Raw genomic sequence first — 21,473 nt, 5'->3', positions numbered from 1 at the left:
TCGATCCGGTGCTTGGCGTCCATGCCCCGGCTATGGCATGGGCGACGGAATGAGCAAGCGCGCTGGCGATCCCAAAACCGAATCCCCGCGCCACAATCGGTCGCGACAGGTCGCCGAGCTGTTGCCCGCGGTCGGCGGCGCGGCGTTCCGCCGCTTCGGCTTCGTGCAATCGGCGATCGTCACGCGCTGGCCCGAGATCGTGGGTGAGCGACTCGCGGCGGCCAGCACCCCGGAATCGATCCGGTTTCCCGCGGGGAAGAAGCAGGACGGCGTGTTGACGCTCACGGTGCGCGGCGCCCATGCTGCGATGATGAGCCATTTGACGACCGAGATCATCGAGCGGGTGAACCGCTTCTTCGGCTATGCCGCGGTGGTGCGCGTCGCGATCCGGCACGGCGAGGTCACGCGTCGCCCCGAACGCCGCGCCCCGCCGTCGCTCGCGCCGGCCCCGCCGGAAATGGGGCAGAGCCTGCGCACGATCGCCGATCCCGAATTGAAGGCCGTGCTGGAGGCGCTCGCCTCCGGCGTGGCCGCCCCCCGCCCTGTGCTGCCGAAGGTCCGATGACGCGCTTCCTCATTCCCCTGCTCGCCGCCGTCGCGCTTACTGCCGCCAGCGCGCCGCGTCCGTGGACCGCGGTCGCAACCCCGGTGGCGAGCGGCAGCTATCTGATCGGAAATCCCAAAGCACGCGTGAAGCTGGTCGAATACGTCAGCTACACCTGCCCGCATTGCGCGCACTTCACGCAGGAATCCGACGCCCCGCTCGGCGCGATGGTCCGCTCGGGCTCGACCAGCATCGAGCTGCGCAACCAGGTGCATGACGGCATCGACCTCGCCGCCGCCACGCTCGCGCGCTGCTCGGGCGCGGCGGCGTTCCCGCGCGTCCACGCCGCCTTCTTCCAGAAGCAGGAACAATGGCTCGATCGCGCCAGCGAGTGGGCGCAGGGCAATCGCGACCGGATCGCGAGCTGGCCGCAACTGGCGCAGCTCTCCGCCATCGCCGAGGGCGCCGGGCTTACCGCGATCGCGCGCGACGCGGGGGCTCCCACCGCTGCGGTCGCATCGTGCTTCGCCAACGATGCGGCGGTAAAGAAGACGATTGCGGTATCGGAGAGCACGTCCAAGGTGCAGGGTACGCCCGCTTTCGAGATCAACGGGCGGCTGATCCAGAATGTCGGCTGGGCGCAGTTGCAGCCGCAATTGCGCGCGGCGGGTGCGAAATGAGCGACGGAGTGACACGATGAAGCGTATGGCAACCCCCTTGCTGGCGGCAGTCGCGCTGCTCGCCGGCTGCGGCAGCGGCGCGGGCGACGGCAACAGCAGCACGCCGACTGCACCCGCGGGATCGGTGAAGGCGGTCGCGGCCCCTGCCGGTCAGGACTGGACGCAGGTCGTGTCCGCCACCCCTGAGGGCGGCTATGTCGTCGGCAACCCCGATGCCAAGCTGAAGCTGGTCGAATATGGATCGCGCACCTGCCCGACGTGCGGTGCGTTCGGTCAGACGGGCATGCGCCCGCTCGAGGACAATTACGTCAAGAGCGGCAAGGTCTCGTATGAGTTCCGCGACTTCCTGGTGCACGGCCCGCCCGATCTCGCCGCGGCGCTGCTCGGCCGCTGCGCAGGGCCGCAGCCGTTCTTCCCGATCCTCGAGCAGATGTACATTGATCAGCCCAAGTTCCTCGATACGCAGATGAAGATCGCGCAGGATCAGGCGTTCCTGCAACAGACGCAGAACGCCGCCCCCGCGCAGGTCGCCACGGCGTGGGCCGAGAAGATGGGCTACCTCGAGTTCATCAAGCAGCGCGGCGTGCCGGAGGCGCAGGCACGCGCCTGCCTGACCGACGCCAAGGCGATCGATCAGCTTACCAAGATGATGCAGGACGGCACCGACAAGAACGGCGTCACCGGCACGCCGACCTTCATCCTGAACGGTGCGAAGGTCGACGGCGTCACCTGGGCGCAGGTCGAGACGGCGCTGAAGAACGCGGGCGCGTGATGCCGGCGGGCGTCCGTCGCCACGGACGCCCGACACGGGCGGGTGTCGAACGCGTCTGCCGTGCCCCCATCTCGTCGCCCCGCCGCCCCCTCCCGTCATTACCGCGCAGGCGGGAATCCAGACGCGCGGACGTCGCGCTTATTTCGGGGACGTCGGGGGTTCTTGATTGCCGCCTGCGCGGGAATGACGGTCGTCACGGCCGCCTGACGCGATGCGGATAAAGCGCCTCCGCCTCACCGGCTTCAAGAGCTTCGTCGACCCGGCCGACCTCCGCATCGAGCCCGGCCTCACCGGCGTCGTCGGCCCCAACGGCTGCGGCAAGTCGAACCTCCTCGAAGCCCTGCGCTGGACGATGGGCGAGAACAGCGCCCGGTCGATGCGCGGTGCGGGCATGGAGGACGTGATCTTCGCGGGCACCGCCTCGCGCCCGCCGCGCGACTTCGCCGAGGTCGCGCTGCTCGCCGAGCGCGACGGCCCCGACGGCCCCGAGGAAAGCGAGATCGTCCGCCGGATCGAGCGCGGCGCGGGCTCCGCCTATCGCATCGACGGCCACGATGTTCGCGCCCGCGACGTCCAGTTGCTGTTCGCCGACGCGGCGACCGGCGCGCACTCCCCCGCGCTGGTCAGCCAGAACCGCATCGGCGCGGTGATCGCCGCGCGCCCCGCCGAGCGGCGCGCAATGCTGGAGGAAGCCGCCGGCATCGCCGGACTCCACGTTCGCCGCAAGGATGCCGAGACGCGGCTGCGCGCTACAGAGGCCAATCTCGCCCGGCTCGACGAACTGCTCGCCGACCAGAATATGAGGATCACCGCGCTCAGGCGACAGGCCCGCGCTGCCGAACGTTACCGACTGCTCTCCGAACAGATCCGGCTCGCCGAAGCACGGATGATCTTCGCGCGCTGGCGCGACGCCGCCGCCGCCGCCACCGAGGCCAAAACCGAAGCGGACGCTGCTGAGGCAGCACTCGCCACCGCAACCAGCGACAGCATCGCAGCACAGGCCGCGCAACACGCCGCCGCCGAACGCCACGTCGCCGCCCGCGACGCCGCGCTCGCCGCCCGCGATGCCGCCGCGGAGATCGCGCACCAGCTCACCCGGCTTCAGGAACAGCGCCTCGGCGTCGAGCGCCGCCTGACCGATACCCGCGCCGCCCGCGCCCGGATCGATGAGGACCGCGCGCGCGAAGATGCGCTCGCGCATGACGCAGCGGCGGCGATGGCACGCCTGACCGAAGAGCGTGACGCCCTGAAGCAGCGCATCGCACAAGGTGCCGCCGCGCGCCCGGCTCTCGACGCCGCACTCACCGAGGCCGAGCGCCGCGCCCGCGATGCCGAGGTCGCGCTGGCGCAGGCGATGTCCGCCGAGGCGGCCGAGGCGGCCGAGCGCCGCGTCGCGCTCGCCGCACAGGCGGCAGCGGCAGCGCGCTATGATCGCGCCCGCCGCGAGGCGGTGCAGCTCGCCGCAGCGATCGAGGCGCTCGACGATCCCGCAATGCTGGAGGAACAACGCGCCGCCGCGCAGGCGGCGCTCGCCGCGGCGCAGGAAAAGTCCGAAAAGGCAGCGGCGGCGTTGACCTGGGCCGAGACGAACGAGACCGAGGCGCGCGAGGAACGCGACCCCGCCGAAGCGAGCCGTGCCGCCGCGATCGCCGCGCTGGCAGCGCTCGACGGCGAACTCGCCGCGCTCCGCCAGTCGACCGCGCGCGACGGCGACCGATTGATCGACGCGGTTTCCGCCGAACCGGGGTTCGAGCGTGCGCTGGCGGCGGTGCTCGGCGACGAGCTGGAAACCGCGCTGGCCGACTGGACCGGCGCCGCGCTCGACCCGACCGATCCTCCCGCCCCGGTCGGCACGCTGCCGCTCGCCGCGCGCGTCACCGCCCCGCCCGCGCTCGAACGTCGACTGTCGCAGGTGTTTCTGGTCGCGGGCGACTCCGGTCAGGTGCTTCAGGTCGGGCAGCGGCTCGTCACCCGCACCGGTCACGTCCGGCGCTGGGACGGCTATGTCAGCGAGGTCGGCGGAGTGGCGGCCGCCGAGCGATTGCAGCGCCTCAACAGGATCAGCGCGCTGGAAGCCGAGCGCCCCGCCGCCGAACAGGCGGTCGAGGCCGCCACGACTCGCCGGACGAGGATCGACGAACGGATCGCGCGGGCGCGCGTCGCCGCGCAATCGTCGCGGGCGCTGGTGACCGAGGCCGAAGCGGCGGCGCGCGCCGCGCAGCGGGACGAGGATCGTGCCACTGCCTTGATCGAGCGGCTGTCGGCGCAGCAGGCCGACCTCGCCACGCGTGCCGCCCGCGTCACCGCCGAGGCCGGTGAGGCCGATGCTGAACAGGCTGAGGCAGCCGAGGCGGTCGCCGCGCTCCCTGACGGGGCCACCGCAGCGGCGGCCACCGCCCGGCTGCGCGCGGAGGCGGAGGCGGCGCGCGCGCATGTCGCGCTCGCCCGCGCCGATCGCAGCACGCACGACCGGACGCTCGAGGAGGCGCGGGCCCGGGCGGCGGGGGCGAGTGACGAGGCGCTCGGCTGGCGTGCCCGCGCCGGCGAGGCGGCGCGACGACTCGACGAGATGGCGGAGCGCGCCACGGCACTGGATGCCGAACTCGCCGACCTGTCGGAGCGCCCGGCTGCACTCGCGGCCGAGATCGCGACGCTGGAGGCGGAGCACGCCGCCGCGCGCGCCGCCGCCGACGCGACCCACGAAGCCGAGCGCGAGTCGGACGTCGCGCTGCGCGTCGCCGACTCCGCACTGACGCGCGCCGCCGAGACGCTGGCGCAGGCGCGCGAGCGGCGTGCCGGGTCGGTCGCGCGGCTCGAAGGCCATGAACTACGCCGCGTCGAGATGGGTCGGGTATCGGGCGAGCGCTTCGAATGCCCCGCCCCAACCCTGCCGTCGCGCGTCGGATTCGAGAGCGACTCGGTCGCGAGCCCCGCCGAGGAATCGGCGGCGCACGAACGGCTGGTCATGGACCGCGAGCGGCTCGGCCCCGTCAATCTGGTCGCCGAACAGGAACTTGCCGAGCTGGAAGCCGCCGGCGCCGCCACCGCTGCCGAACGTGACGAGCTGGGTCAAGCGGTCAACCGGCTGCGCGGCTCGATCGGCACGCTCAACCGCGAGGGCCGCCAACGGCTGCTCGCCGCGTTCGAGGCGGTCGATGGCCACTTCCGGCGCCTGTTCACCACCTTGTTCGACGGCGGGCAGGCGCATCTCGCTTTGGTCGACTCCGACGATCCGCTCGAAGCCGGGCTGGAGATCATGGCGCAGCCGCCCGGCAAGCGGCTGCAATCGCTGACCTTGCTGTCGGGGGGCGAACAGGCGCTGACCGCGATCGCGCTGATCTTCGGGCTGTTCCTGACCAATCCCGCGCCGATCTGCGTCCTCGACGAAGTCGACGCCCCGCTCGACGACGCTAATATCGAGCGCTTTTGCGACCTGCTCGACCGCATGGCCCGCGAAACCGACACCCGCTACCTGATCGTCACGCACAATGCGGTGACGATGAGCCGGATGCACCGGCTGTTCGGGGTGACGATGATCGAGAAGGGGGTCAGCCGGCTGGTGTCGGTCGATCTTCAGGCGGCGGAGCTGCTGGCCGCGGAGTGATCGCCCACGCTGGCGCATCGTCACGCACCGCACCGTGGATCAGCCACAGCATCGCCACGCCGCGCACGAGCGCGGCGGCGAGAATGTCCGATTGCGTCGCGGACGGCCACGCACCCTCCAGGCCGGCGAACATCCAGAATTCGGCGAAATAGGCGAACAGATCGCCGAGCAGGAACAGCACCATCGCCCGCACGCGCGTGCCGGTCAGCACGATCATCGGCCACAGCCACATGTCGAATTGCGGCGAATAGACCTTGTTGGTCAGCAGGAACCACGCCAGCACCGGCATGAACAGCACCCACGGCCGCGCGCCATGCTGGCGCCAGCCCACCGCGACGATCGTCGCGGCACCGCCTGCGAACAGCACGAACGACCAGACATTGCGCGTCGGAATGTCGGTCGCCCACCAGCCGAACTGCGCCATCAATTCCCACACACTCGCCGCCGTCCCGCTACGCTCGCTGGAGAAGGCATAGAATTCACGCCAGTTCTCGAACGCCAGCGCGGCAACGGGCAGGTTGACGGCGCTCCACGCGATCACCGCGACCAACACCAGCACTCCCGCCGCCCCGATCCGTCGCGGCCAGCGCCACCCGGGGCGGAACAACGCGCCCAGCCCGAACAGCGGCAGCATCAGCACCGGAAACAGCTTCGCCGCACCGCCCAGCGCCGCCAGCGCGGTCGCCTTCCGCTCGGCCCCGCGCCGCGCAGCTAGTAGCGCGGCGACTGCGAACGTCACCGCCAGCAGGTCCCAATTGTGCCCCAGGTACAGCACCAGCGGCGGCGCGAGCGCCCATGCATATTGCCGCCGCACCCCGACGCCCGCGTTCCGCATGAATTCCAGCACCACGAACGCGAGGATCGCGTTGCCGAGCGTCACCGCATTCAGAAAGTCGGCCGCGTCTGCGCCGCGTCCGCCGATGACGCGCGCGACCAGCCCCTCGATCCAGATCAGCGCCCCGGTCAGCACCGGATATTCCATCCGCGCCTCGAAGTACGGAATCTGCCCCGCCGCGACGCCGCGCAGGCCCCAGAACGGCACCGCATCGCTATAACAGCCGGTAATATACTGCTCGGACCCGCTCCATCCGGCCCCACAATGCGCCTTAAAGCCCCAGCCGAGCAGGCACGTCAGCGCCAGCGCCAGATACGGGCCGTTGGGGCCAAGCCGATCGATAATCCTTTGCACGGGGCTGATCCATGACAAAGCGAAGTGCTCTCGACAAGCCACCTCAGTGAACATACATCGAACACATGGCGCAACTGGATGTCCGACAGAAGCTGGAAATCCTTGCGGATGCAGCGAAATACGACGCTTCCTGCGCCTCGTCGGGCACGGCGAAGCGCAACTCCGCCGACGGTAAGGGGCTCGGCTCGACCGAGGGGATGGGCATCTGCCACGCCTATGCGCCCGATGGTCGCTGCATCTCGCTGCTCAAGATCCTGTTGACGAACAGCTGCATCTTCGACTGCCATTATTGCATCAACCGCAAGAGTTCGAACGTCCGCCGAGCGCGATTTACCGCGCAGGAAGTGGTGAACCTCACGCTTTCTTTCTACCGGCGCAACTATATCGAGGGGTTGTTCCTATCGTCGGGGATTATCAAATCTTCGAACTACACGATGGAGCAACTGGTCGAGGTCGCGCGCAGCCTGCGCGAGGATCATCACTTCCGCGGCTACATCCATCTCAAGACAATCCCCGATGCCGATCCGGAGCTGGTGCATCAGGCCGGGCTTTACGCCGATCGCGTGTCGATCAATGTCGAGTTGCCGACCGTCGGCGGGCTGAAGCGGCTTGCCCCCGAAAAGGACAATGCGCGGATCGAAGGCGCGATGGGCGAGATGAAGACCGCGATCGTCGACACTGCGGAGGCACGCACCAAGTACAAGTCGGCGCCGCGCTTTGCCCCCGCCGGCCAGTCGACGCAGATGATTGTCGGCGCTGACGCGGCGACTGACGGCGACATCGTCACCAAGGCCTCGACGCTCTATGACCGCTTCGGACTACGCCGCGTCTATTATTCGGCGTTCAGTCCGATCCCGGACGCATCCAGCGTGCTCCCGTTGCAGCGCCCGCCGCTGATGCGCGAACACCGATTGTACCAATCCGACTGGCTGATGCGCTTCTACGGCTTCCAACCGCGCGAAGTCGTGGCCGCGACCGACGACGCGACCGGCATGTTGCCGCTCGATATCGATCCCAAGCTCGCCTGGGCACTCAAGTTTCGCGATCATTTCCCGGTCGACGTCAACCGCGCGCCGCGCGAACTGCTCTGGCGCGTGCCCGGTCTGGGCACGAAAGCGGTCAAAAGCATCCTCGCCGCGCGCCGCTGGCGGCGGCTGCGGCTTGACGATGTCGCGCGACTGACCGTGTCAATCGCACGGATTCGCCCGTTCATCGTCGCCGAGGACTGGCGACCGATCACGCTTGCTGACCGCGCCGAACTCAAGCCGCTCGTCGCGCCGCGCCCCGCCCGCCAACAATTGGAACTGTTCGGCGCGTGAGAATGAATCGCGGGTGAAACGGCGCGCCGCCTCATGCGCTTCGGCCTCGAAGGAGATCGATATGGCGCAGGCAGAAATCTACGCGGACCTCAAGCGCGATCACGACAAGCAGCGCGACATGCTCAAGCGGCTCGATGGGATGGACGGCGCTGGCGCCGAGCGTCGGGAGCTGTTCGAGGCGTTTCGGCTGGAAGTGCAGAGCCACGCCGCCGCCGAGGAAGAATCACTTTACGCGACGATGCTCGGCCGCCCTGACCTGCGTGACGACGCGCGCCATTCGGTCGCCGAGCATAAGGAAGTTGACGATCTGATCGGCGAATTGCTCGACATGGAGTTCGGCTCGGACGCGTGGGAGCAGAAGTTCGCGCACATGCGGCACCGCTATGAGCATCACATTGACGAGGAAGAGGAAGAAATGTTCCCCGCCGCCGAGGAGAAGCTTGACGAAGCCACTGAGGAACGGCTCGCCGACACCTATGAGGAGCGCAAGCCCGCCGAACTGGAGCTGGCGCGCGACAACCCGCCCGGCGGCGACGAGCGCGACTGACGACGCCGATGCGCGTCGCGACCCTCTCCGCGCCCGACGATATGGACGCATGGCGGGAAGCGGCGCGCGCGTTGCTCGCCGCCGACGTGCCGCCGGATCGCGTCGTCTGGCAGATCGGTACGGCAGCCGAGGATCTGTTCGCCACGGCGGCAGAGCCTGCCGCGCCACCGCCCCCCGCCGCCTCGCCGCTGCGCGTGTCGCGTGTGTTCATCGCGCTGGCGGGCGACGCGATCCTCCACCACGACCCTGAGCGGTTCGCGCTGCTCTACACCCTGTTGTGGCGGCTGCGCGAAATGCCGAGACTGGTCGAGGATCATGCCGACCCCCTCGTCCGCCGCCTCGAGGGGTTCGCGAAGGCGGTGCGCCGCGACATTCACAAGATGCGCGCCTTCGTCCGCTTCCGCAGCGTGACCGACGACGATGGCGATCGCTATGTCGCGTGGTTCGAGCCCGAGCACCATATCGTCCGCGCCAACGCCGCCTTCTTCGTCAACCGCTTCGCATCGATGCGCTGGTCGATCCTCACGCCGGAGGTGTCGATTCACTGGGACGGCGCGCGACTGACCGAAGGCCCGCCGGCGGTGCGTGGAGATGCGCCGGAAGGCGATCCGGTCGAGGAAGTGTGGAAGACCTATTACGCGAGCATCTTCAATCCCGCGCGCGTCAAGGTGAATGCGATGCTCAAGGAGATGCCGCGCAAATACTGGAAGAACATGCCGGAAACCGCGCTGGTCCCGCAATTGCTGGCCAGCGCGCAGGCACGGGAGAGCGGAATGATCGAACGGGCCCGTGGTCGCGAGGAGATCGGCGGCAACGCCCAACTCGCGTGGGAAGCGTTACGCGACGAGGCGACGGCCTGCACGCGCTGCCACCTCCACAAACATGCGACCCAGACGGTCTTCGGCGAAGGACCGGTGTCGGCACCGATGATGTTCGTCGGCGAGCAGCCGGGCGATCAGGAGGACCTTGCCGGTCACCCGTTCGTCGGCCCGGCCGGTCAGGTCTTCAACCGCGCGCTCGCCGCCGCCGGGATCACCCGCGAGCAGACCTATGTCACCAATGCGGTCAAGCACTTCAAGTTCGAGCCGCGCGGCAAGCGCCGCATCCACGCCAAGCCCGACGCGGGCGAGATCGAGGCGTGCCGCTGGTGGATTGAGCAGGAGCAATTATTGCTGCGCCCCAAGGTGACGGTGGCGCTCGGCGCGACCGCCGCGCGCAGCCTGTTCGGCAAGGTGATGACGATCGGCCGCGAACGCGGGCGCGAGCAACGCTTGCCGGACGGCGGCGCGGCATGGATCACGGTGCACCCCAGCTATCTGCTGCGGCTGCCCGACGAGGACGCGCGCACCAGCGAATTCGCGCGCTTCGTCGAGGATCTGAAGCTGGCGCACGCAGCGCTGGCCTGAGGGCCGCCATTGCGAGCGTAGCGAAGCGATGACGAGGAGGGTGCGGTCGGTTGCGCCTCACATGTTCCGCGGATCTGGCCCCATCCGTCCGTCAGGGTCATCCATCGCATCGATCGCTGCGATCTGCGCATCCGACAGCCGCACCTGCTGCGCGCCCCAGTTGCTAGCGAGATGGTCCAGATCGCCCGCCTTGGGGATGACCGACAGACCCTTCGCCAGATGCCAGGCGATAATCACCTGCGCCGGGGTGGCACCGACCTCGCTCGCGACTCGCACGATCCGCTCGTCCGTCAGCGTTGCGCCTTGACCCAACGGGCTCCAGCTCTGCGTGACGATCCCGTGCGCGCGATTGACGTCCTGTACGTCGCGCTGCTGGAAGGTCGGGTGCAATTCGATCTGGTTGACTGCCGGCACCACCCCGGTCGCGTCGATGATCGCTTCGAGATGCTCGGGCAGGAAGTTCGACACACCGATTGATCGTGCCAGCCCGCGCTCGCGCAGCTCGACCAGCGTCTTCCACGCATCGACGAACCGCCCGCCCGCGGGATGCGGCCAGTGGACCAGGTATAGATCGACATGCTCGCGCCCGAGCAACGCCAGGCTGGCGTCGAGTGCCGCCGCCGCATCGCCATGCTGGTCGTGCCACAATTTGGTGGTCACCCAGACATCGTCATGCCCCAGCCCCTCCCCGACGCCACGCTCGTTGTGGTATAGTGCAGCGGTATCGAACAGCTGGAAGCCGAGATCGAGCCCGGCGCGCACGATCGATGCGACCTGCGCATCCGGGATCTGGTAGGTGCCAAGGCCGAGCTGCGGCATCGCGCGGCCGTCGTTGAGGATCAGGTCTGTCATCCGCGACGAACCGTTGCTGTCCCGGCGCGGTTCCAGATTCCCGCTTCCCTTTCGTGCCGCAGTGCCGCAAGCGCGCTTCATGGTCGAGAAGATCCTTGCCGCCCTTGCGGGCTTTGCCATCGCCGTCATCTCCGCCGGCGGTTACTGGGGTATCGCGCTGCTGATGGCGATCGAGAGCGCGTGCATTCCGCTGCCCAGCGAGATCATCATGCCGTTCGCGGGCTATCTGGTGTCGACCGGCGAGCTGAACCTGTTTCTTGCTGCGACCGCGGGCGCGCTCGGCTGCAATCTCGGCTCGATCGTCGCGTACGAGATCGGGCGGCGCGGCGGGCGGCCGATGGCGGAGAAGTTCGGGCGCTACGTCCTGCTCGGGCCGGGCGAGCTGGACCTTGCCGATCGCTTCTTCAATCGCTGGGGCGCGTGGGCGATCTTGATCGGACGGATGCTACCGGTGATCCGCACCTTCATCGCCTTCCCCGCCGGGGTCGCGCGGATGAAGCTGATCCCCTTCCACCTCTATACCTTCATCGGCTCGTGGCCGTTCTGCCTGCTGCTCGCTTGGATCGGCATGACGCTTGGCGACAAGTGGAACAGCGATCCCCGGCTCAAGGCCTTCTTCCACCGTGCCGACGCGGCGATCGGTGTCGTGCTGGTCGCGGCGATCGCCTTCTACATCTGGCACCGTGTCAAGGGGATGAAGGCGAAGGGCTGACGCCCGCCGTCGCCCGGACGCGGAGTGTTCTATAGCTCCGGCGTGTCCCGCTTCGCCTCGGCACGCCGCTCCTTCTTCCACCGCGTCGCATTCTGCGTGACGCAGCCGGTCGCGCTCGCCGCGCCGACCGTCGAACAGCTCCCGACCCCGACCGTCCCGACATCGCGATTGGCCTGCTCGCGCGCCGCCCAATTCTCGTTCTCGGGCGTCACCTCAAAGTTGCGCAGCTCCTTGGGGATACGGAATTGCTCCTCGGCCGGCCGGCGGGTGCAGACGACCACTTCGTTGCCGTCATTGTCGGTCGGGCAGCGTTCGTTGCCGTACAGCACGATCACGCCGTTCACCGGCGCGCTGCGCGACACGCCCTCCGCAACGGTGATCTTCGGCACACGAGTCGTGCTGGCGGGCGGGCCGACCTGCGCCACGGCGGGCGCCGCACAAAGCGTCAACAGGATCGGCGAGAGGCGACGACGCATCGAACGGACCTTCTACAGACGTTTGGCAGTGGCGATCGCGACGCGGCACCCGAGCCGGATCGCCGCCGACAGCAACGGATAGGCCGGCGCATCCTCCGCGCCGTTGGCCAGCGCAGTGTCGCGATGCTCCAGTTCCTCGGCCTGGAACTCGCGGATCGCGTCGGACAGCTCGGGATCGCTGTCGCCCAGCGCGACCAGCTGCTCCTCGTAATGTTTGTCGATCTCGGTCTCGACCGCGGCGGTGCAGGCCATCGCCGCCTCTGGCCCGATCGCAGCGGTCACCGCCCCCAAGGCGAAACCCGCGACGTCCCAGAACGGCTGGAACAGCGTCGGCCGCACGCCGCGCTCGACGATCATCCGATCGAAGAACGCGCGGTGCTTTTCCTCCTGCAACGCCATCGCGGAGATCTTGCGCGCCATCGGCGAACGCTGCCCCATGATTGCGAGTTGCCCCGCATAGATGCGGATCGCACCGAACTCGCCGGCCTGATCGACGCGGATCATCGACGCGGACGGATGCGGACGGTCGCCGGGCTTCCAGGTCATCCACGCCTCCTCAATTGCGTCCCGATCAGCACCGCACCGACCAGCGAGATCACCGCATTCCAGCCCGCCAACGAGACGCCGAGCAGCGACCATTGCGGCGCGTCACATCGAACGATGGGGGCGGCGAGCAGGTCCTTCAAGGCCTGATCGGTGGACAGGCCGGACAGGTTGGTGGTCTGCGTGCAGGCGGTAATCCCCTGCCACCAATGATATTCGACCCCGGCGTGGAAGACGCCGATCAAGCCCGACACCGCGATCAACGCCGCCGCACCCGCGACCAGCGTCGCTCTGACGCGCGGCCCGCCGGTCACGAACGCCAGCACCGCCATCGCGAGCGCGCCATAATGCGGCCAGCGCTGCCAATGGCACATCTCGCACGGATACAGCCCGCCGAGGAGCTGGAACGCCCAAGCGCCGCCCAGCAGCGCCGCCGGGATCAGCAACGCAAGCAGCCGCGCGTTGCGTAGGCCGGTCGCCATCACTTCTTCACCGGCGCCGCCGTGGCGGCGGCGGTCGGCTTGACCGTCATCGCCTGCGTCACCGCCGCGACCTGCGTTGCGCCGCCCAGTCGCGCAATTGTCTTCAACGCGTACCAGAGCTGAAAGTCCTCGATCCCCTGCTTCTTCAGCGCGTCGGGCGCGGTCGCGAAGCGTGGATCATCCTTCACGTCCTCTTCCAGCACCGCATTGTCGGGCGACTTGATCTCGTTGATCAGGTGCCGGCGCAGATCGGCCTCGCGGAACACCGGACGCGACTTGTAATCGGGGTCGGAGATTTGCGGCACCTTGATGTCGGGCTCGATCCCGCCCTCCTGCACGCTGCGTCCCGATGGGGTGAAATAGCGCGCGGTGGTCAGCCGTAGCGCGGTGCGCGGGCCGAGCTGGAGCAACGTCTGCACGGACCCCTTGCCGAACGTCCGCTCGCCCATCACCAGCGCGCGGTGATGATCCTGCAATGCGCCGGCGACGATCTCGCTGGCCGAGGCGGTGCCGGAGTCGGTCAGCACGATCACCGGCAGCCCGTGCGCGTCGTCGCCCGGCCGCGCAAAATAGCGCTCGATATCGTCCTTCTCGCGCCCGCGCTGGCTGACGATCTCGCCGCGGTCGAGGAACGCGTCTGACACCTCGATCGCCTGCGTCAGCAATCCGCCGCCATTCTCGCGCAGGTCGACGACATAGCCGAGCGGACGGTGCCCCAGCGCCTTGTCGATGGCCATGATCGCGGCGCGCGTGTCCGCGCCGGTCTGTTCGGAGAAGGTGTTTATGTTGATGTAGCCGACATCGCCCTTCACTTCCCATTTGACCGGGCGCTGCACGATCACCTCGCGCTGCAAGGTCACGACGATCGGCTTGTCGCGGCCGGGGCGGATCAACGTAAGCGTCACCTTCGTGCCGGGCTTGCCACGCATCTGTGCGGTCGCCTCGTCCAGCGTCCCCCCGTAGATCAGCTTGCCGTCGATATGCGTGATGAAGTCACCCGACTTAATCCCCGCGCGCCCGGCGGGCGTGTCCTCCTGCGGCGCGATCACCTTCACCGCGCCGTCTTCCATCGAGACGGTCAGGCCCAGCCCGCCGTAATTGCCCTCGGTCTGGATGCGAAGATTGTCGAAATCGGACGCGTCGACATAGCTGCTGTGCGGGTCGAGCGCCGCCAGCATTCCGTCGATCGCACCCTTCATCAGTTGATCGTCGGTGACCTTGTCGACGTAGTCGGCCTTCACGCGATTGTAGACGTCGAGAAATTTGTCGAGCTGGCGATAGGTGGCGGTGTCCGACGCGGCCATCGCCCCGGTGGCGACCGGCACGGTGGCGATGGTGGTGACCAGCGCAACGGCCGGGAGCAGCTTTGACTTCATGACGGGCGAAACTGTTCCTGCGAATGGACGATCCCACGGTGTAGCGGAATTGCCGAGGCGATCAAAGCGCCTGCGCGGCTGAATGGCGGCTGAGCGGCCGGCGCGCTCACCCGACGAGCTGCGCGATATCGACCGGGCGGCCACGACGGCGCAATTCGACCGTAATGCGCGCCCCGTCGACCTTCGGCGCAACGCCAAGTCGCGCACCCGCCGCGACGCTCGCCCCGCTCTCCACGGCGACGGTGCCGAGCCCCGCGATCAACGACGTCCAGCCCGCGCCATGATCGACGATCACGATCCGCCCGAAGCTGCGGAACGGTCCCGCGAACCGCACCCGCCCGCCCGCCGGGGCGACGATCGTCGCTACGGCAGGCACCGCCAGCGTCAGCCCGCGCGCGCGGACGCCATTGCCCGACACTTCGCCCATGCCGGTCACCAACCGCCCCGCCACCGGCAAGCGATAGGCGCTGTTTCTCCCCGCCGGCACCTCGCGCGGCATCGGCGGCAGCGGCAGCGTCATGAGATCGGCGAGCACCGCCTGCTCGCTGCCCAGCGTCGTCAACCGCTCGGCGGTGTCGCGCACCGCCTCCTCCATGGCCAACGCGCGGTCGTCATCGCCGCCGGTCACCGCTGAAAGTTGCTCACGCGCCTCGACCAGCCGGGCACGGGCGGCACGCAACCGGCGTTGCGCTGCGATCGCACTCGCCTGCATCACGCGGCCGTGCGCCACCGCGCGGCGCAACTCCGCCGACCGCGCGCGCAACACTGGCAGGATCGCCGCCGACACCGCCTGGGCGTGGACGAGGTCCGCGACGCTGCCCGGCTGCGCAAGCGTTACGATCGCAGGCCGACGGGCAAGCACGGTCAGCGTCGCGAGCAACCGCGCGACCGGCGCCTCGCGCGCGGCGAGCAGCGCGCGCTGCCTCGCCAGCCGCCGGTCGATCACCGCCGCCTGCGCCTGCAAGACCGCAAGATCGGCTTCCGCAGCCGACACCCGCGCGGCGACCGCCGCCTCACGCAGTTGCGCGCGTTGCGCCGGGTCGGCGATCGTATCGGCGCGCTTCTCCAGCATTTGCGCGCGCCGCTTGGCGACCACGCCCGGCTGCGCGGTGGCGAGCGCCGCCGCTCCGAACAGGAGGACGACCGACAGCGCCACGAATGACGACCGGCGCGGCATCATCCCTCGCGATGATAGGGGTGATTCGCCAGAATGCTGGTCGCGCGAAACAATTGCTCGGCCAGCATCGCGCGCGCGAGCAGATGCGGCCAGGTCGCGCGACCGAACGACAGCAGCATATCGGCTTCGCCACGCTCGGCGTCGGAGAAACCGTCGGCTGCCCCGATCAGGAAGCGCGCCTCGCGCACGCCATCGTCGCGCCACCGCCCAATCCGCTCGGCAAAGGCGACCGAGCCCAGCACTTCGCCCTTCTCGTCGAGCAGGATGCGGCGTCCCTGCGCCGGTCGGTCCGGCTCGCGCCCGCCACGATCGGGCAGCTCGCTGACCCGCGTCGGCCAGACGATCCGCTTCAGATAGCGGTCGACAAGTTCGGCCTCGGACGACCGCCCGATCCGGCCCCGCGCGACGATGTGCAGCAGCATATGCGCCTTCTACCAGAACGGGCCGGAACTCGGAGCTAGCCGGAACGACCCCGGATCAAGGCGCTCCTGAGCTTGTCGAAGGGACCGGGATGGTGACAGCCAACGACCTACTTTCAGTTCGGCGCGGCGCTCGGCGCGGGTGCATCGCCGAAGGACCACATGCGCTCCAGATTGTAGAAGCTGCGCACCTCGGGGCGGAACAGGTGGACGATCACGTCGCCACCGTCGATCAGCACCCAATCGGCGTTCGGCAGCCCCTCGATCCGCGCCGGACGGCCGGTTTCGCCCTTGATCCGCTCGGCCAGCTTCTGCGCCATTGACGCGACCTGCCGGGTCGAGCGCCCGCTGGCGATGACCATATAGTCGGCGATCGACGATTTGCCCGCAAGCGGGATCGAGATCGTGTCCACCGCCTGATCGTCGTCCAGCGATTGCAGGACCAGACGATGCAGCGCCTCGACATCCGTGGAATCGGGCGAGCGGCGGGCGGGTTCGGTGGCGGGCAAGGTTACTCCTGGGGTTGCCGCGACGACGACGCAGCGGGGATTGAGGTCACAGATATCGGATTGGCGTAGCGAACATGCCAGTCGGGATCGACGGCGCGCAATTGCGTCGCGGATGTCCGGTCGGGGCGGAAACGCAGCAGCACCAGGGCTGGCACACTCCACTCGGCCCAGTTCGTCGCCTGGCGCGCGGGCCGCCGATAGCGCCGCAGCCAGCCCATCGCGGGACCCGCGAGAGCGTCGTCGTCATAGCCCGGACGGGTCAACACCGCAATCGGCATCGTGCGCGCGATCGTCCGCCACTGCCGCCACTCATGAAATTGCGCGAGATTGTCCGCACCCATGATCCAGACGAAGCGATTGCGCGGATAGCGTTGGACGATCGTCCGCAGGGTATCGACGGTGTAGCGGGTCCGCAGCCGCGCCTCCAGATCGCTCGCGCGGATCGGCGCGCGCCGCGCCATCGTGCGTGCCGAGGCGAGCCGCGCGGCGAACGGCGCCATGCCCGCGCGCGGCTTCAGCGGGTTGCCCGGCGAGACCAGCCACCATGCCTCATCCAGACCGAGCAGCCGGATCGCTTCCAGCGTGACATGGCGGTGCCCGCGATGCGCAGGATTGAACGAGCCGCCGAGCAGCCCGACACGCCGGATCGTCAACCCCGGATCTGCCCGCTGCCGCGCCCCAGCCACTTGTAGGTGGTCAGCCCTTCGAGCGCGACCGGCCCGCGCGCATGAAGCCGCCCGGTGGCGATCCCGATCTCCGCGCCCAGCCCGAACTCGCCGCCATCGGCGAATTGCGTCGACGCGTTCCATAGCACGATCGCCGAGTCGACGTCGCGAAGGAAACGCTCGGCGACCGCGTGATCCTGGGCGACGATTGCATCGGTATGGTGCGAGCCGTGCGCCGCGATATGCTCCAGCGCGCCGTCCAGCCCGTCGACGATCGCCACCGACGCAATCGCATCGAGATATTCGGTATCCCAATCGGCCGGCCCGGCAGCGTCGATCGACGGCACCAGCGCGCGCGCGGCTTCGTCACCCCGCACCGCACAGCCCCGCTCGGCAAGCGCGCCGATAAGCGATGCGGCGTGCGGCCAGTCACGATCAATCAGCAACGTCTCCATTGCGCCGCATACACCCGTCCGCCGCATCTTTGCATCGAGCACGATCCGCGTCGCCATCTCCGCATCGGCGGAGCGGTGGACGAAAACGTGATTGATCCCATCGAGGTGGGCGAGCACCGGCACGCGCGCCTCGTTCTGGACGCGTTCGACCAGACTGCGCCCCCCACGCGGAATGATGAGGTCGATCGCCCCGGCCGCCGCGAGCAGCGCGCCGACCGCGGCACGATCGGTGGTCGGCACGAGTTGCACCGCGTCACTCGGCAGCCCCGTCGCTTCCAGCCCGCGCACGAACGCCGCATGGATCACGCGGTTGCTCTCCACCGCCTCCGATCCGCCGCGCAGGATCACCGCATTCCCCGAGCGCACGCACAGTGCCGCCGCGTCGGCGGTCACGTTCGGACGGCTTTCGTAGATGATCCCGATCACCCCGATCGGCACCCGCACCCGGCTCAACACCAAACCATTCGGGCGCTCGGCGGTGTCGATGACCTGCCCGACCGGATCGGCGAGATCGGCAACGGTCGCGACCGCCGCCGCGATTCCCTCTATACGAACTTCGTCAAGCCGCAGGCGATCGAGCATCGCGTCCGACAGGCCATTACGCCGGCCACGCTCCAGATCGAGCGCATTGGCCTCCAGTATATCGGAGGTCGCCTGACGCAACATATCCGCCGTCGATAGCAGCGCCGCCGATTTCCGCTCGTCGCTCAACCCTGCAAGGTGACGGGCAGCGGCGCGCGCACGGCCCGCGAGCGTGGCGATCAGAATGGTGGCGTCGTCCGACATGGGCGCACCGTAGCACGCACGACGTCTTACGCCCAGCCGCGGGTCAGTTCGGCTTGTCGACCGGCTCGCTGACCAGCGGCGCACAATCGCCGCCGATAGCGCTCGACACGGCCGGGGGACGTGCCCGCCCCATCGTCCAATTGGCCTGCAACCGCACCCGCGGGTTCGGCGCGCACCAGATCTCGCCGGTGTCGTTGATCGCGGTCACCCAAATGAGGTTATGCTCCTGGCCGTAATCGATGACGGCAAAGGCATAGCCCGCGCCCTTGTCGAGGACGTGGACCGGAAGCGGCGGATCGAGCTGCTGGAAGGACATGGTAACTCAATCAACAAATCTGAGTCACAATATGTTCCTGCGCTGGCGGATCGTTCCGCTCGCCACCATATGCGTGGCATGAACGAAGCAGCTCCAAACCGTCGCCGCTTTCTCGCCGTTGCCGGCAGCGGCGTTCTCGCCACGACCTTGCTCGCGTGCGGATCGCGAACGGCGGACGCGGCAGAGCGTTTTCCCGTCGCGCGCACCGACGCGCAATGGCAGGCACAGCTAGGCCAAGCGGCCTTCGACGTGCTGCGCCGCGAAGGAACGGAACGCCCTTACAGCAGCCCGCTAAACGGTGAGCACCGTAATGGTACGTTCGCGTGCAAGGGCTGCGCCCAGCCGCTGTTCTCGTCCAAAACGAAATTCGAAAGCGGCACCGGCTGGCCCAGCTTTACCGCGCCGCTGCCACGCGCGGTCGGCTATCACCGCGATTCGACACTGGGGATGGTGCGGACCGAGGTCCATTGCAGCCGCTGCGGCGGACATCTCGGCCACGTCTTCGACGACGGGCCGCGGCCGACCGGAAAACGCTATTGCATGAACGGCGTCGCGATGACCTTCCGCCCCGCCTGACCAAAACTCAGCGCGCGGAGGGGACCGCGCCGCCGACCGGCACCACCGCCGAGGTCGCAATCGTCAGCGGCGTCAGCGGCGCGTCGCTCTCGATCGTCGTCGGCGCCTTGCCGGCATAGATGAACCCGGCCAGCGGATAGCTGCTGGTGCCGAGGTCGCCGATCCCGGCGAACCACACCCGCACTTCGCTCCAGTCACCCGCCGCGGAGACGTCGACCGCGCGAACGTCGCGCTCGATCCCGCCGCGCCGCGACCAGTTCGCATGCGTGAGCAGCACTTCACGGCCGCTAACGATCTTGCTCACCATCGCGACATGCCCGACCGGCATCGCGCGCGTCGCCTTGAACGCCATCACCGCCCCGACCTCGGGCGCCGTCCCGCGGTCGTAGCGGCCCGCCGCTTGACCCCACCAGGTGTTGGCATTGCCGTGAATGTCGATACCCGACACTTCACGCGCAAACGGCGCGCACTGCAGCGAGCGCGCCTGCGCCGGAGCGATGCCCATCAGGGCGCAAGAAACCACCAGCGCAAATCGCGCTGTCCATACCTTGGCGTTCACGGGTGACCCCCCGGTCAACAGGATTGATGACCCTCGGCTAACCAGAAAGATCTGAATCAACAAATGCCGCGGGAACCTTTTCGGATGAACCGAAGATGACTGACGACGAACCGAACATCGCCGCCGAAAGCGGGGCAGCGAGGCTGCCCTTGAGTCTTACCGGGGTCTTAAAATCCGCCTCGATCGAGCGGACCTGACGAGTCGCGGTCATGCCTGCTCCGGTTTTCAGTGGCGGAGTACGCTGCCCACCCTATCGCATAGATGTTCTTTCGAACGTCGAGTATCGATTGCTGCTTGCCGATCCCCTGATCGGCATCTAAGCCGACCCTCTGCCCGCGTAGAGGAAGAGACTGCCGCCATGGCGCTGGACTCCCAGACGTTCGATGCCCTGATCGCCACCGTTCGCCGCTTCGTCGCGGAGCGGCTTCGCCCGTTGGAGGCGCAGGTCGAAGCCGACGATGCGGTGCCCGACACCGTCATCGCCGAGATGCGCGACCTTGGGCTGTTCGGGTTGTCGATCGACCCGGAATATGGCGGTCTCGGGCTGACGATGGGCGAGGAAGTGCGCGTTGCGATCGAACTCGGCCGCACCACTCCGGCGTTCCGCTCCGCGTTCGGCACCAATGTCGGGATCGGCAGTCAGGGGCTGGTGATCGCGGGCAGCGCCGAACAGAAAGCCGCGTGGCTTCCGCGGATCGCCACCGGCGAGATCATCACCAGCTTCGCGCTCACCGAACCCGATGTCGGCAGCGATTCGGGCAGCGTCACCACCCGCGCGGTGCGCGATGGCGACGTCTATCGGCTGGCCGGCACCAAACGCTACATCACCAATGCCGATCGTGCCGACCTGTTCACGGTGATGGCGCGCACCGGCGAGGAAAAGGGCGGGCGCGGCGTCTCGGCCTTCCTCGTGCCGCGCGACCTGCCCGGCGTTACGATCGGCGCGCCCGAGAAGAAGATGGGTCAGAAGGGCGCGAAAGTCGCCGACGTCGTGTTCGATGACGTGTCCGTCCCGGCCGCGAACCGGCTGGGTGCGGAGGGCGACGGTTTCCGCATCGCGATGCAGGTGCTCGACCGTGGCCGGCTGCACATCGCCGCGGTCTGTGTCGGCGTTGCCGAGCGGTTGATCGCCGACGCCGTCGCCTACGCCACCAGTCGCCGCCAGTTCGGCAAGGCGATCGCCGAGCATCAGCTCATTCAGGCGATGATCGCCGATTCCAAGACCGAGGCGCTCGCCGCCCGCGCGCTGGTGCTCGACACCGCCGCCCGGAAGGATGCCGGCGACGACGTCATTCTGGAAAGCGCCGCCGCCAAATATTTCGCCAGCGAGATGGTCGGGCGCGTTGCCGATCGCGCGGTGCAGATCCTCGGCGGCGCGGGCTATATCGCCGATTACGGCGTCGAACGGCTGTACCGCGACGTGCGGCTGTTCCGCATCTACGAAGGCACCAGCCAAATCCAGCAATTGATCATCGCCCGCGAGACGTTGAAGCGCGGCGGATAAGGGAG

Annotated in this window: 24 protein-coding genes; 10 read left to right on the top strand and 14 right to left on the bottom strand. The window is 68.4% G+C overall.

The window, feature by feature from the left end; all coding sequences use genetic code 11:
- Positions 1-49: 49 nt before the first annotated feature.
- From AADI75_RS10750 to AADI75_RS10735, 4 genes are all read left to right on the top strand, one after another.
- A complete protein-coding gene (locus AADI75_RS10750; RefSeq protein ID WP_341209026.1) occupies positions 50-565 on the top strand; it encodes a DciA family protein in 516 nt (171 codons plus the stop codon).
- Positions 562-1,224, top strand: a complete 663-nt coding sequence (locus AADI75_RS10745; RefSeq protein WP_341209024.1) for a thioredoxin domain-containing protein — start codon at positions 562-564, stop codon at positions 1,222-1,224. The genes AADI75_RS10750 and AADI75_RS10745 overlap by 4 nt, the downstream gene beginning before the upstream one ends.
- 16 nt (positions 1,225-1,240) lie before the next feature.
- Positions 1,241-1,996 (top strand): thioredoxin domain-containing protein, encoded by a 756-nt coding sequence (locus AADI75_RS10740; RefSeq protein ID WP_341209023.1) that lies wholly within the window; start codon positions 1,241-1,243, stop codon positions 1,994-1,996.
- 211 nt (positions 1,997-2,207) lie between these two features.
- The gene (locus AADI75_RS10735; protein WP_341209022.1) at positions 2,208-5,600 is read left to right on the top strand and encodes an AAA family ATPase; all 3,393 of its coding nucleotides are present in this window, start codon (positions 2,208-2,210) and stop codon (positions 5,598-5,600) included.
- Here the strand turns inward: AADI75_RS10735 and AADI75_RS10730 are convergent.
- The gene (locus AADI75_RS10730; RefSeq protein WP_341209021.1) at positions 5,545-6,789 is read right to left on the bottom strand and encodes a hypothetical protein; all 1,245 of its coding nucleotides are present in this window, start codon (positions 6,787-6,789) and stop codon (positions 5,545-5,547) included. The genes AADI75_RS10735 and AADI75_RS10730 overlap by 56 nt on opposite strands.
- A gap of 65 nt (positions 6,790-6,854) precedes the next feature.
- Here AADI75_RS10730 and AADI75_RS10725 point away from each other — a divergent pair, with 65 nt between their 5' ends.
- The 3 genes from AADI75_RS10725 (at position 6,855) to AADI75_RS10715 (ending at position 10,061) form a co-directional block, all read left to right on the top strand.
- On the top strand, positions 6,855-8,108 hold the full coding sequence (locus tag AADI75_RS10725; RefSeq protein ID WP_341209020.1) for a putative DNA modification/repair radical SAM protein: 1,254 nt from the start codon (positions 6,855-6,857) through the stop codon (positions 8,106-8,108).
- A gap of 61 nt (positions 8,109-8,169) precedes the next feature.
- Positions 8,170-8,655: a hemerythrin domain-containing protein gene (locus tag AADI75_RS10720; RefSeq protein WP_341209019.1), complete on the top strand. Its 486-nt coding sequence runs from the start codon at positions 8,170-8,172 to the stop codon at positions 8,653-8,655.
- Between the two features lie 8 nt (positions 8,656-8,663).
- On the top strand, positions 8,664-10,061 hold the full coding sequence (locus AADI75_RS10715; protein WP_341209018.1) for a UdgX family uracil-DNA binding protein: 1,398 nt from the start codon (positions 8,664-8,666) through the stop codon (positions 10,059-10,061).
- Between the two features lie 57 nt (positions 10,062-10,118).
- On the opposite strand, the gene AADI75_RS10710 is transcribed toward AADI75_RS10715, so the two are convergent.
- Entirely contained in the window at positions 10,119-10,913 is a 795-nt protein-coding gene (locus AADI75_RS10710; RefSeq protein ID WP_341209017.1) for an aldo/keto reductase, read from the bottom strand.
- Between the two features lie 79 nt (positions 10,914-10,992).
- Here AADI75_RS10710 and AADI75_RS10705 point away from each other — a divergent pair, with 79 nt between their 5' ends.
- Complete coding sequence (locus AADI75_RS10705; RefSeq protein WP_028966160.1) at positions 10,993-11,625, top strand: DedA family protein; 633 nt, start codon at positions 10,993-10,995, stop codon at positions 11,623-11,625.
- Between the two features lie 29 nt (positions 11,626-11,654).
- On the opposite strand, the gene AADI75_RS10700 is transcribed toward AADI75_RS10705, so the two are convergent.
- From AADI75_RS10700 to AADI75_RS10655, 10 genes are all read right to left on the bottom strand, one after another.
- Positions 11,655-12,101: a hypothetical protein gene (locus AADI75_RS10700; RefSeq protein WP_341209016.1), complete on the bottom strand. Its 447-nt coding sequence runs from the start codon at positions 12,099-12,101 to the stop codon at positions 11,655-11,657.
- 12 nt (positions 12,102-12,113) lie between these two features.
- A complete protein-coding gene (locus AADI75_RS10695) occupies positions 12,114-12,647 on the bottom strand; it encodes a demethoxyubiquinone hydroxylase family protein (protein ID WP_341209015.1) in 534 nt (177 codons plus the stop codon).
- Complete coding sequence (locus tag AADI75_RS10690; protein ID WP_341209014.1) at positions 12,644-13,126, bottom strand: disulfide bond formation protein B; 483 nt, start codon at positions 13,124-13,126, stop codon at positions 12,644-12,646. Before AADI75_RS10690 ends, AADI75_RS10695 begins: the two co-directional genes overlap by 4 nt.
- Positions 13,126-14,502, bottom strand: a complete 1,377-nt coding sequence (locus AADI75_RS10685) for a S41 family peptidase (RefSeq protein ID WP_341209013.1) — start codon at positions 14,500-14,502, stop codon at positions 13,126-13,128. The genes AADI75_RS10690 and AADI75_RS10685 overlap by 1 nt, the downstream gene beginning before the upstream one ends.
- A 106-nt stretch (positions 14,503-14,608) precedes the next feature.
- Complete coding sequence (locus AADI75_RS10680; RefSeq protein WP_341209012.1) at positions 14,609-15,679, bottom strand: peptidoglycan DD-metalloendopeptidase family protein; 1,071 nt, start codon at positions 15,677-15,679, stop codon at positions 14,609-14,611.
- On the bottom strand, positions 15,679-16,101 hold the full coding sequence (locus tag AADI75_RS10675) for a 23S rRNA (pseudouridine(1915)-N(3))-methyltransferase RlmH (RefSeq protein WP_341209011.1): 423 nt from the start codon (positions 16,099-16,101) through the stop codon (positions 15,679-15,681). The genes AADI75_RS10680 and AADI75_RS10675 overlap by 1 nt, the downstream gene beginning before the upstream one ends.
- 113 nt (positions 16,102-16,214) lie before the next feature.
- Positions 16,215-16,607 carry a ribosome silencing factor gene (gene rsfS, locus AADI75_RS10670; RefSeq protein ID WP_341209010.1) on the bottom strand — a complete coding sequence of 131 codons (393 nt, stop codon included), beginning with the start codon at positions 16,605-16,607 and terminating at the stop codon, positions 16,215-16,217.
- Positions 16,608-16,609: 2 nt separating this feature from the next.
- A complete protein-coding gene (locus AADI75_RS10665; RefSeq protein WP_341209025.1) occupies positions 16,610-17,254 on the bottom strand; it encodes a nicotinate-nucleotide adenylyltransferase in 645 nt (214 codons plus the stop codon).
- Between the two features lie 2 nt (positions 17,255-17,256).
- Complete coding sequence (locus AADI75_RS10660) at positions 17,257-18,513, bottom strand: glutamate-5-semialdehyde dehydrogenase (RefSeq protein ID WP_341209009.1); 1,257 nt, start codon at positions 18,511-18,513, stop codon at positions 17,257-17,259.
- A gap of 43 nt (positions 18,514-18,556) precedes the next feature.
- Positions 18,557-18,829, bottom strand: coding sequence for a hypothetical protein (locus tag AADI75_RS10655; RefSeq protein WP_341209008.1), 273 nt, complete (start codon positions 18,827-18,829; stop codon positions 18,557-18,559).
- A 69-nt stretch (positions 18,830-18,898) separates the two neighbouring features.
- Between AADI75_RS10655 and msrB the strand changes: the two genes are divergently transcribed.
- On the top strand, positions 18,899-19,405 hold the full coding sequence (gene msrB, locus AADI75_RS10650) for a peptide-methionine (R)-S-oxide reductase MsrB (RefSeq protein ID WP_341209007.1): 507 nt from the start codon (positions 18,899-18,901) through the stop codon (positions 19,403-19,405).
- A gap of 7 nt (positions 19,406-19,412) precedes the next feature.
- Here msrB and AADI75_RS10645 read toward each other — a convergent pair whose 3' ends face one another.
- Together AADI75_RS10645 and AADI75_RS10640 are read right to left on the bottom strand one after the other, a co-directional pair.
- Positions 19,413-19,910, bottom strand: a complete 498-nt coding sequence (locus AADI75_RS10645) for a CHAP domain-containing protein (protein ID WP_341209006.1) — start codon at positions 19,908-19,910, stop codon at positions 19,413-19,415.
- Between the two features lie 91 nt (positions 19,911-20,001).
- The gene (locus AADI75_RS10640) at positions 20,002-20,175 is read right to left on the bottom strand and encodes a hypothetical protein (RefSeq protein ID WP_341209005.1); all 174 of its coding nucleotides are present in this window, start codon (positions 20,173-20,175) and stop codon (positions 20,002-20,004) included.
- Positions 20,176-20,322: 147 nt separating this feature from the next.
- Here AADI75_RS10640 and AADI75_RS10635 point away from each other — a divergent pair, with 147 nt between their 5' ends.
- A complete protein-coding gene (locus AADI75_RS10635) occupies positions 20,323-21,468 on the top strand; it encodes an acyl-CoA dehydrogenase family protein (RefSeq protein WP_341209004.1) in 1,146 nt (381 codons plus the stop codon).
- Positions 21,469-21,473: the final 5 nt, after the last annotated feature.

This window comes from uncultured Sphingomonas sp., assembly GCF_964021865.1.
In the GTDB taxonomy this organism is placed as follows: domain Bacteria; phylum Pseudomonadota; class Alphaproteobacteria; order Sphingomonadales; family Sphingomonadaceae; genus Sphingomonas.
This window is presented reverse-complemented; position numbering and strand designations above follow the sequence as displayed.

Coding starts and splice junctions, on each gene's coding strand:
- AADI75_RS10750 (WP_341209026.1), top strand. CDS start 50: ATGAGCAAGCGCGCTGGCGATCCCAAAACCGAATCCCCGCGCCACAAT.
- AADI75_RS10745 (WP_341209024.1), top strand. CDS start 562: ATGACGCGCTTCCTCATTCCCCTGCTCGCCGCCGTCGCGCTTACTGCC.
- AADI75_RS10740 (WP_341209023.1), top strand. CDS start 1,241: ATGAAGCGTATGGCAACCCCCTTGCTGGCGGCAGTCGCGCTGCTCGCC.
- AADI75_RS10735 (WP_341209022.1), top strand. CDS start 2,208: ATGCGGATAAAGCGCCTCCGCCTCACCGGCTTCAAGAGCTTCGTCGAC.
- AADI75_RS10725 (WP_341209020.1), top strand. CDS start 6,855: ATGGCGCAACTGGATGTCCGACAGAAGCTGGAAATCCTTGCGGATGCA.
- AADI75_RS10720 (WP_341209019.1), top strand. CDS start 8,170: ATGGCGCAGGCAGAAATCTACGCGGACCTCAAGCGCGATCACGACAAG.
- AADI75_RS10715 (WP_341209018.1), top strand. CDS start 8,664: ATGCGCGTCGCGACCCTCTCCGCGCCCGACGATATGGACGCATGGCGG.
- AADI75_RS10710 (WP_341209017.1), bottom strand. CDS start 10,913: ATGACAGACCTGATCCTCAACGACGGCCGCGCGATGCCGCAGCTCGGC.
- AADI75_RS10705 (WP_028966160.1), top strand. CDS start 10,993: ATGGTCGAGAAGATCCTTGCCGCCCTTGCGGGCTTTGCCATCGCCGTC.
- AADI75_RS10700 (WP_341209016.1), bottom strand. CDS start 12,101: ATGCGTCGTCGCCTCTCGCCGATCCTGTTGACGCTTTGTGCGGCGCCC.
- AADI75_RS10695 (WP_341209015.1), bottom strand. CDS start 12,647: ATGACCTGGAAGCCCGGCGACCGTCCGCATCCGTCCGCGTCGATGATC.
- AADI75_RS10690 (WP_341209014.1), bottom strand. CDS start 13,126: ATGGCGACCGGCCTACGCAACGCGCGGCTGCTTGCGTTGCTGATCCCG.
- AADI75_RS10685 (WP_341209013.1), bottom strand. CDS start 14,502: ATGAAGTCAAAGCTGCTCCCGGCCGTTGCGCTGGTCACCACCATCGCC.
- AADI75_RS10680 (WP_341209012.1), bottom strand. CDS start 15,679: ATGCCGCGCCGGTCGTCATTCGTGGCGCTGTCGGTCGTCCTCCTGTTC.
- AADI75_RS10675 (WP_341209011.1), bottom strand. CDS start 16,101: ATGCTGCTGCACATCGTCGCGCGGGGCCGGATCGGGCGGTCGTCCGAG.
- AADI75_RS10660 (WP_341209009.1), bottom strand. CDS start 18,513: ATGTCGGACGACGCCACCATTCTGATCGCCACGCTCGCGGGCCGTGCG.
- AADI75_RS10655 (WP_341209008.1), bottom strand. CDS start 18,829: ATGTCCTTCCAGCAGCTCGATCCGCCGCTTCCGGTCCACGTCCTCGAC.
- msrB (WP_341209007.1), top strand. CDS start 18,899: ATGCGTGGCATGAACGAAGCAGCTCCAAACCGTCGCCGCTTTCTCGCC.
- AADI75_RS10645 (WP_341209006.1), bottom strand. CDS start 19,910: ATGGGCATCGCTCCGGCGCAGGCGCGCTCGCTGCAGTGCGCGCCGTTT.
- AADI75_RS10640 (WP_341209005.1), bottom strand. CDS start 20,175: ATGACCGCGACTCGTCAGGTCCGCTCGATCGAGGCGGATTTTAAGACC.
- AADI75_RS10635 (WP_341209004.1), top strand. CDS start 20,323: ATGGCGCTGGACTCCCAGACGTTCGATGCCCTGATCGCCACCGTTCGC.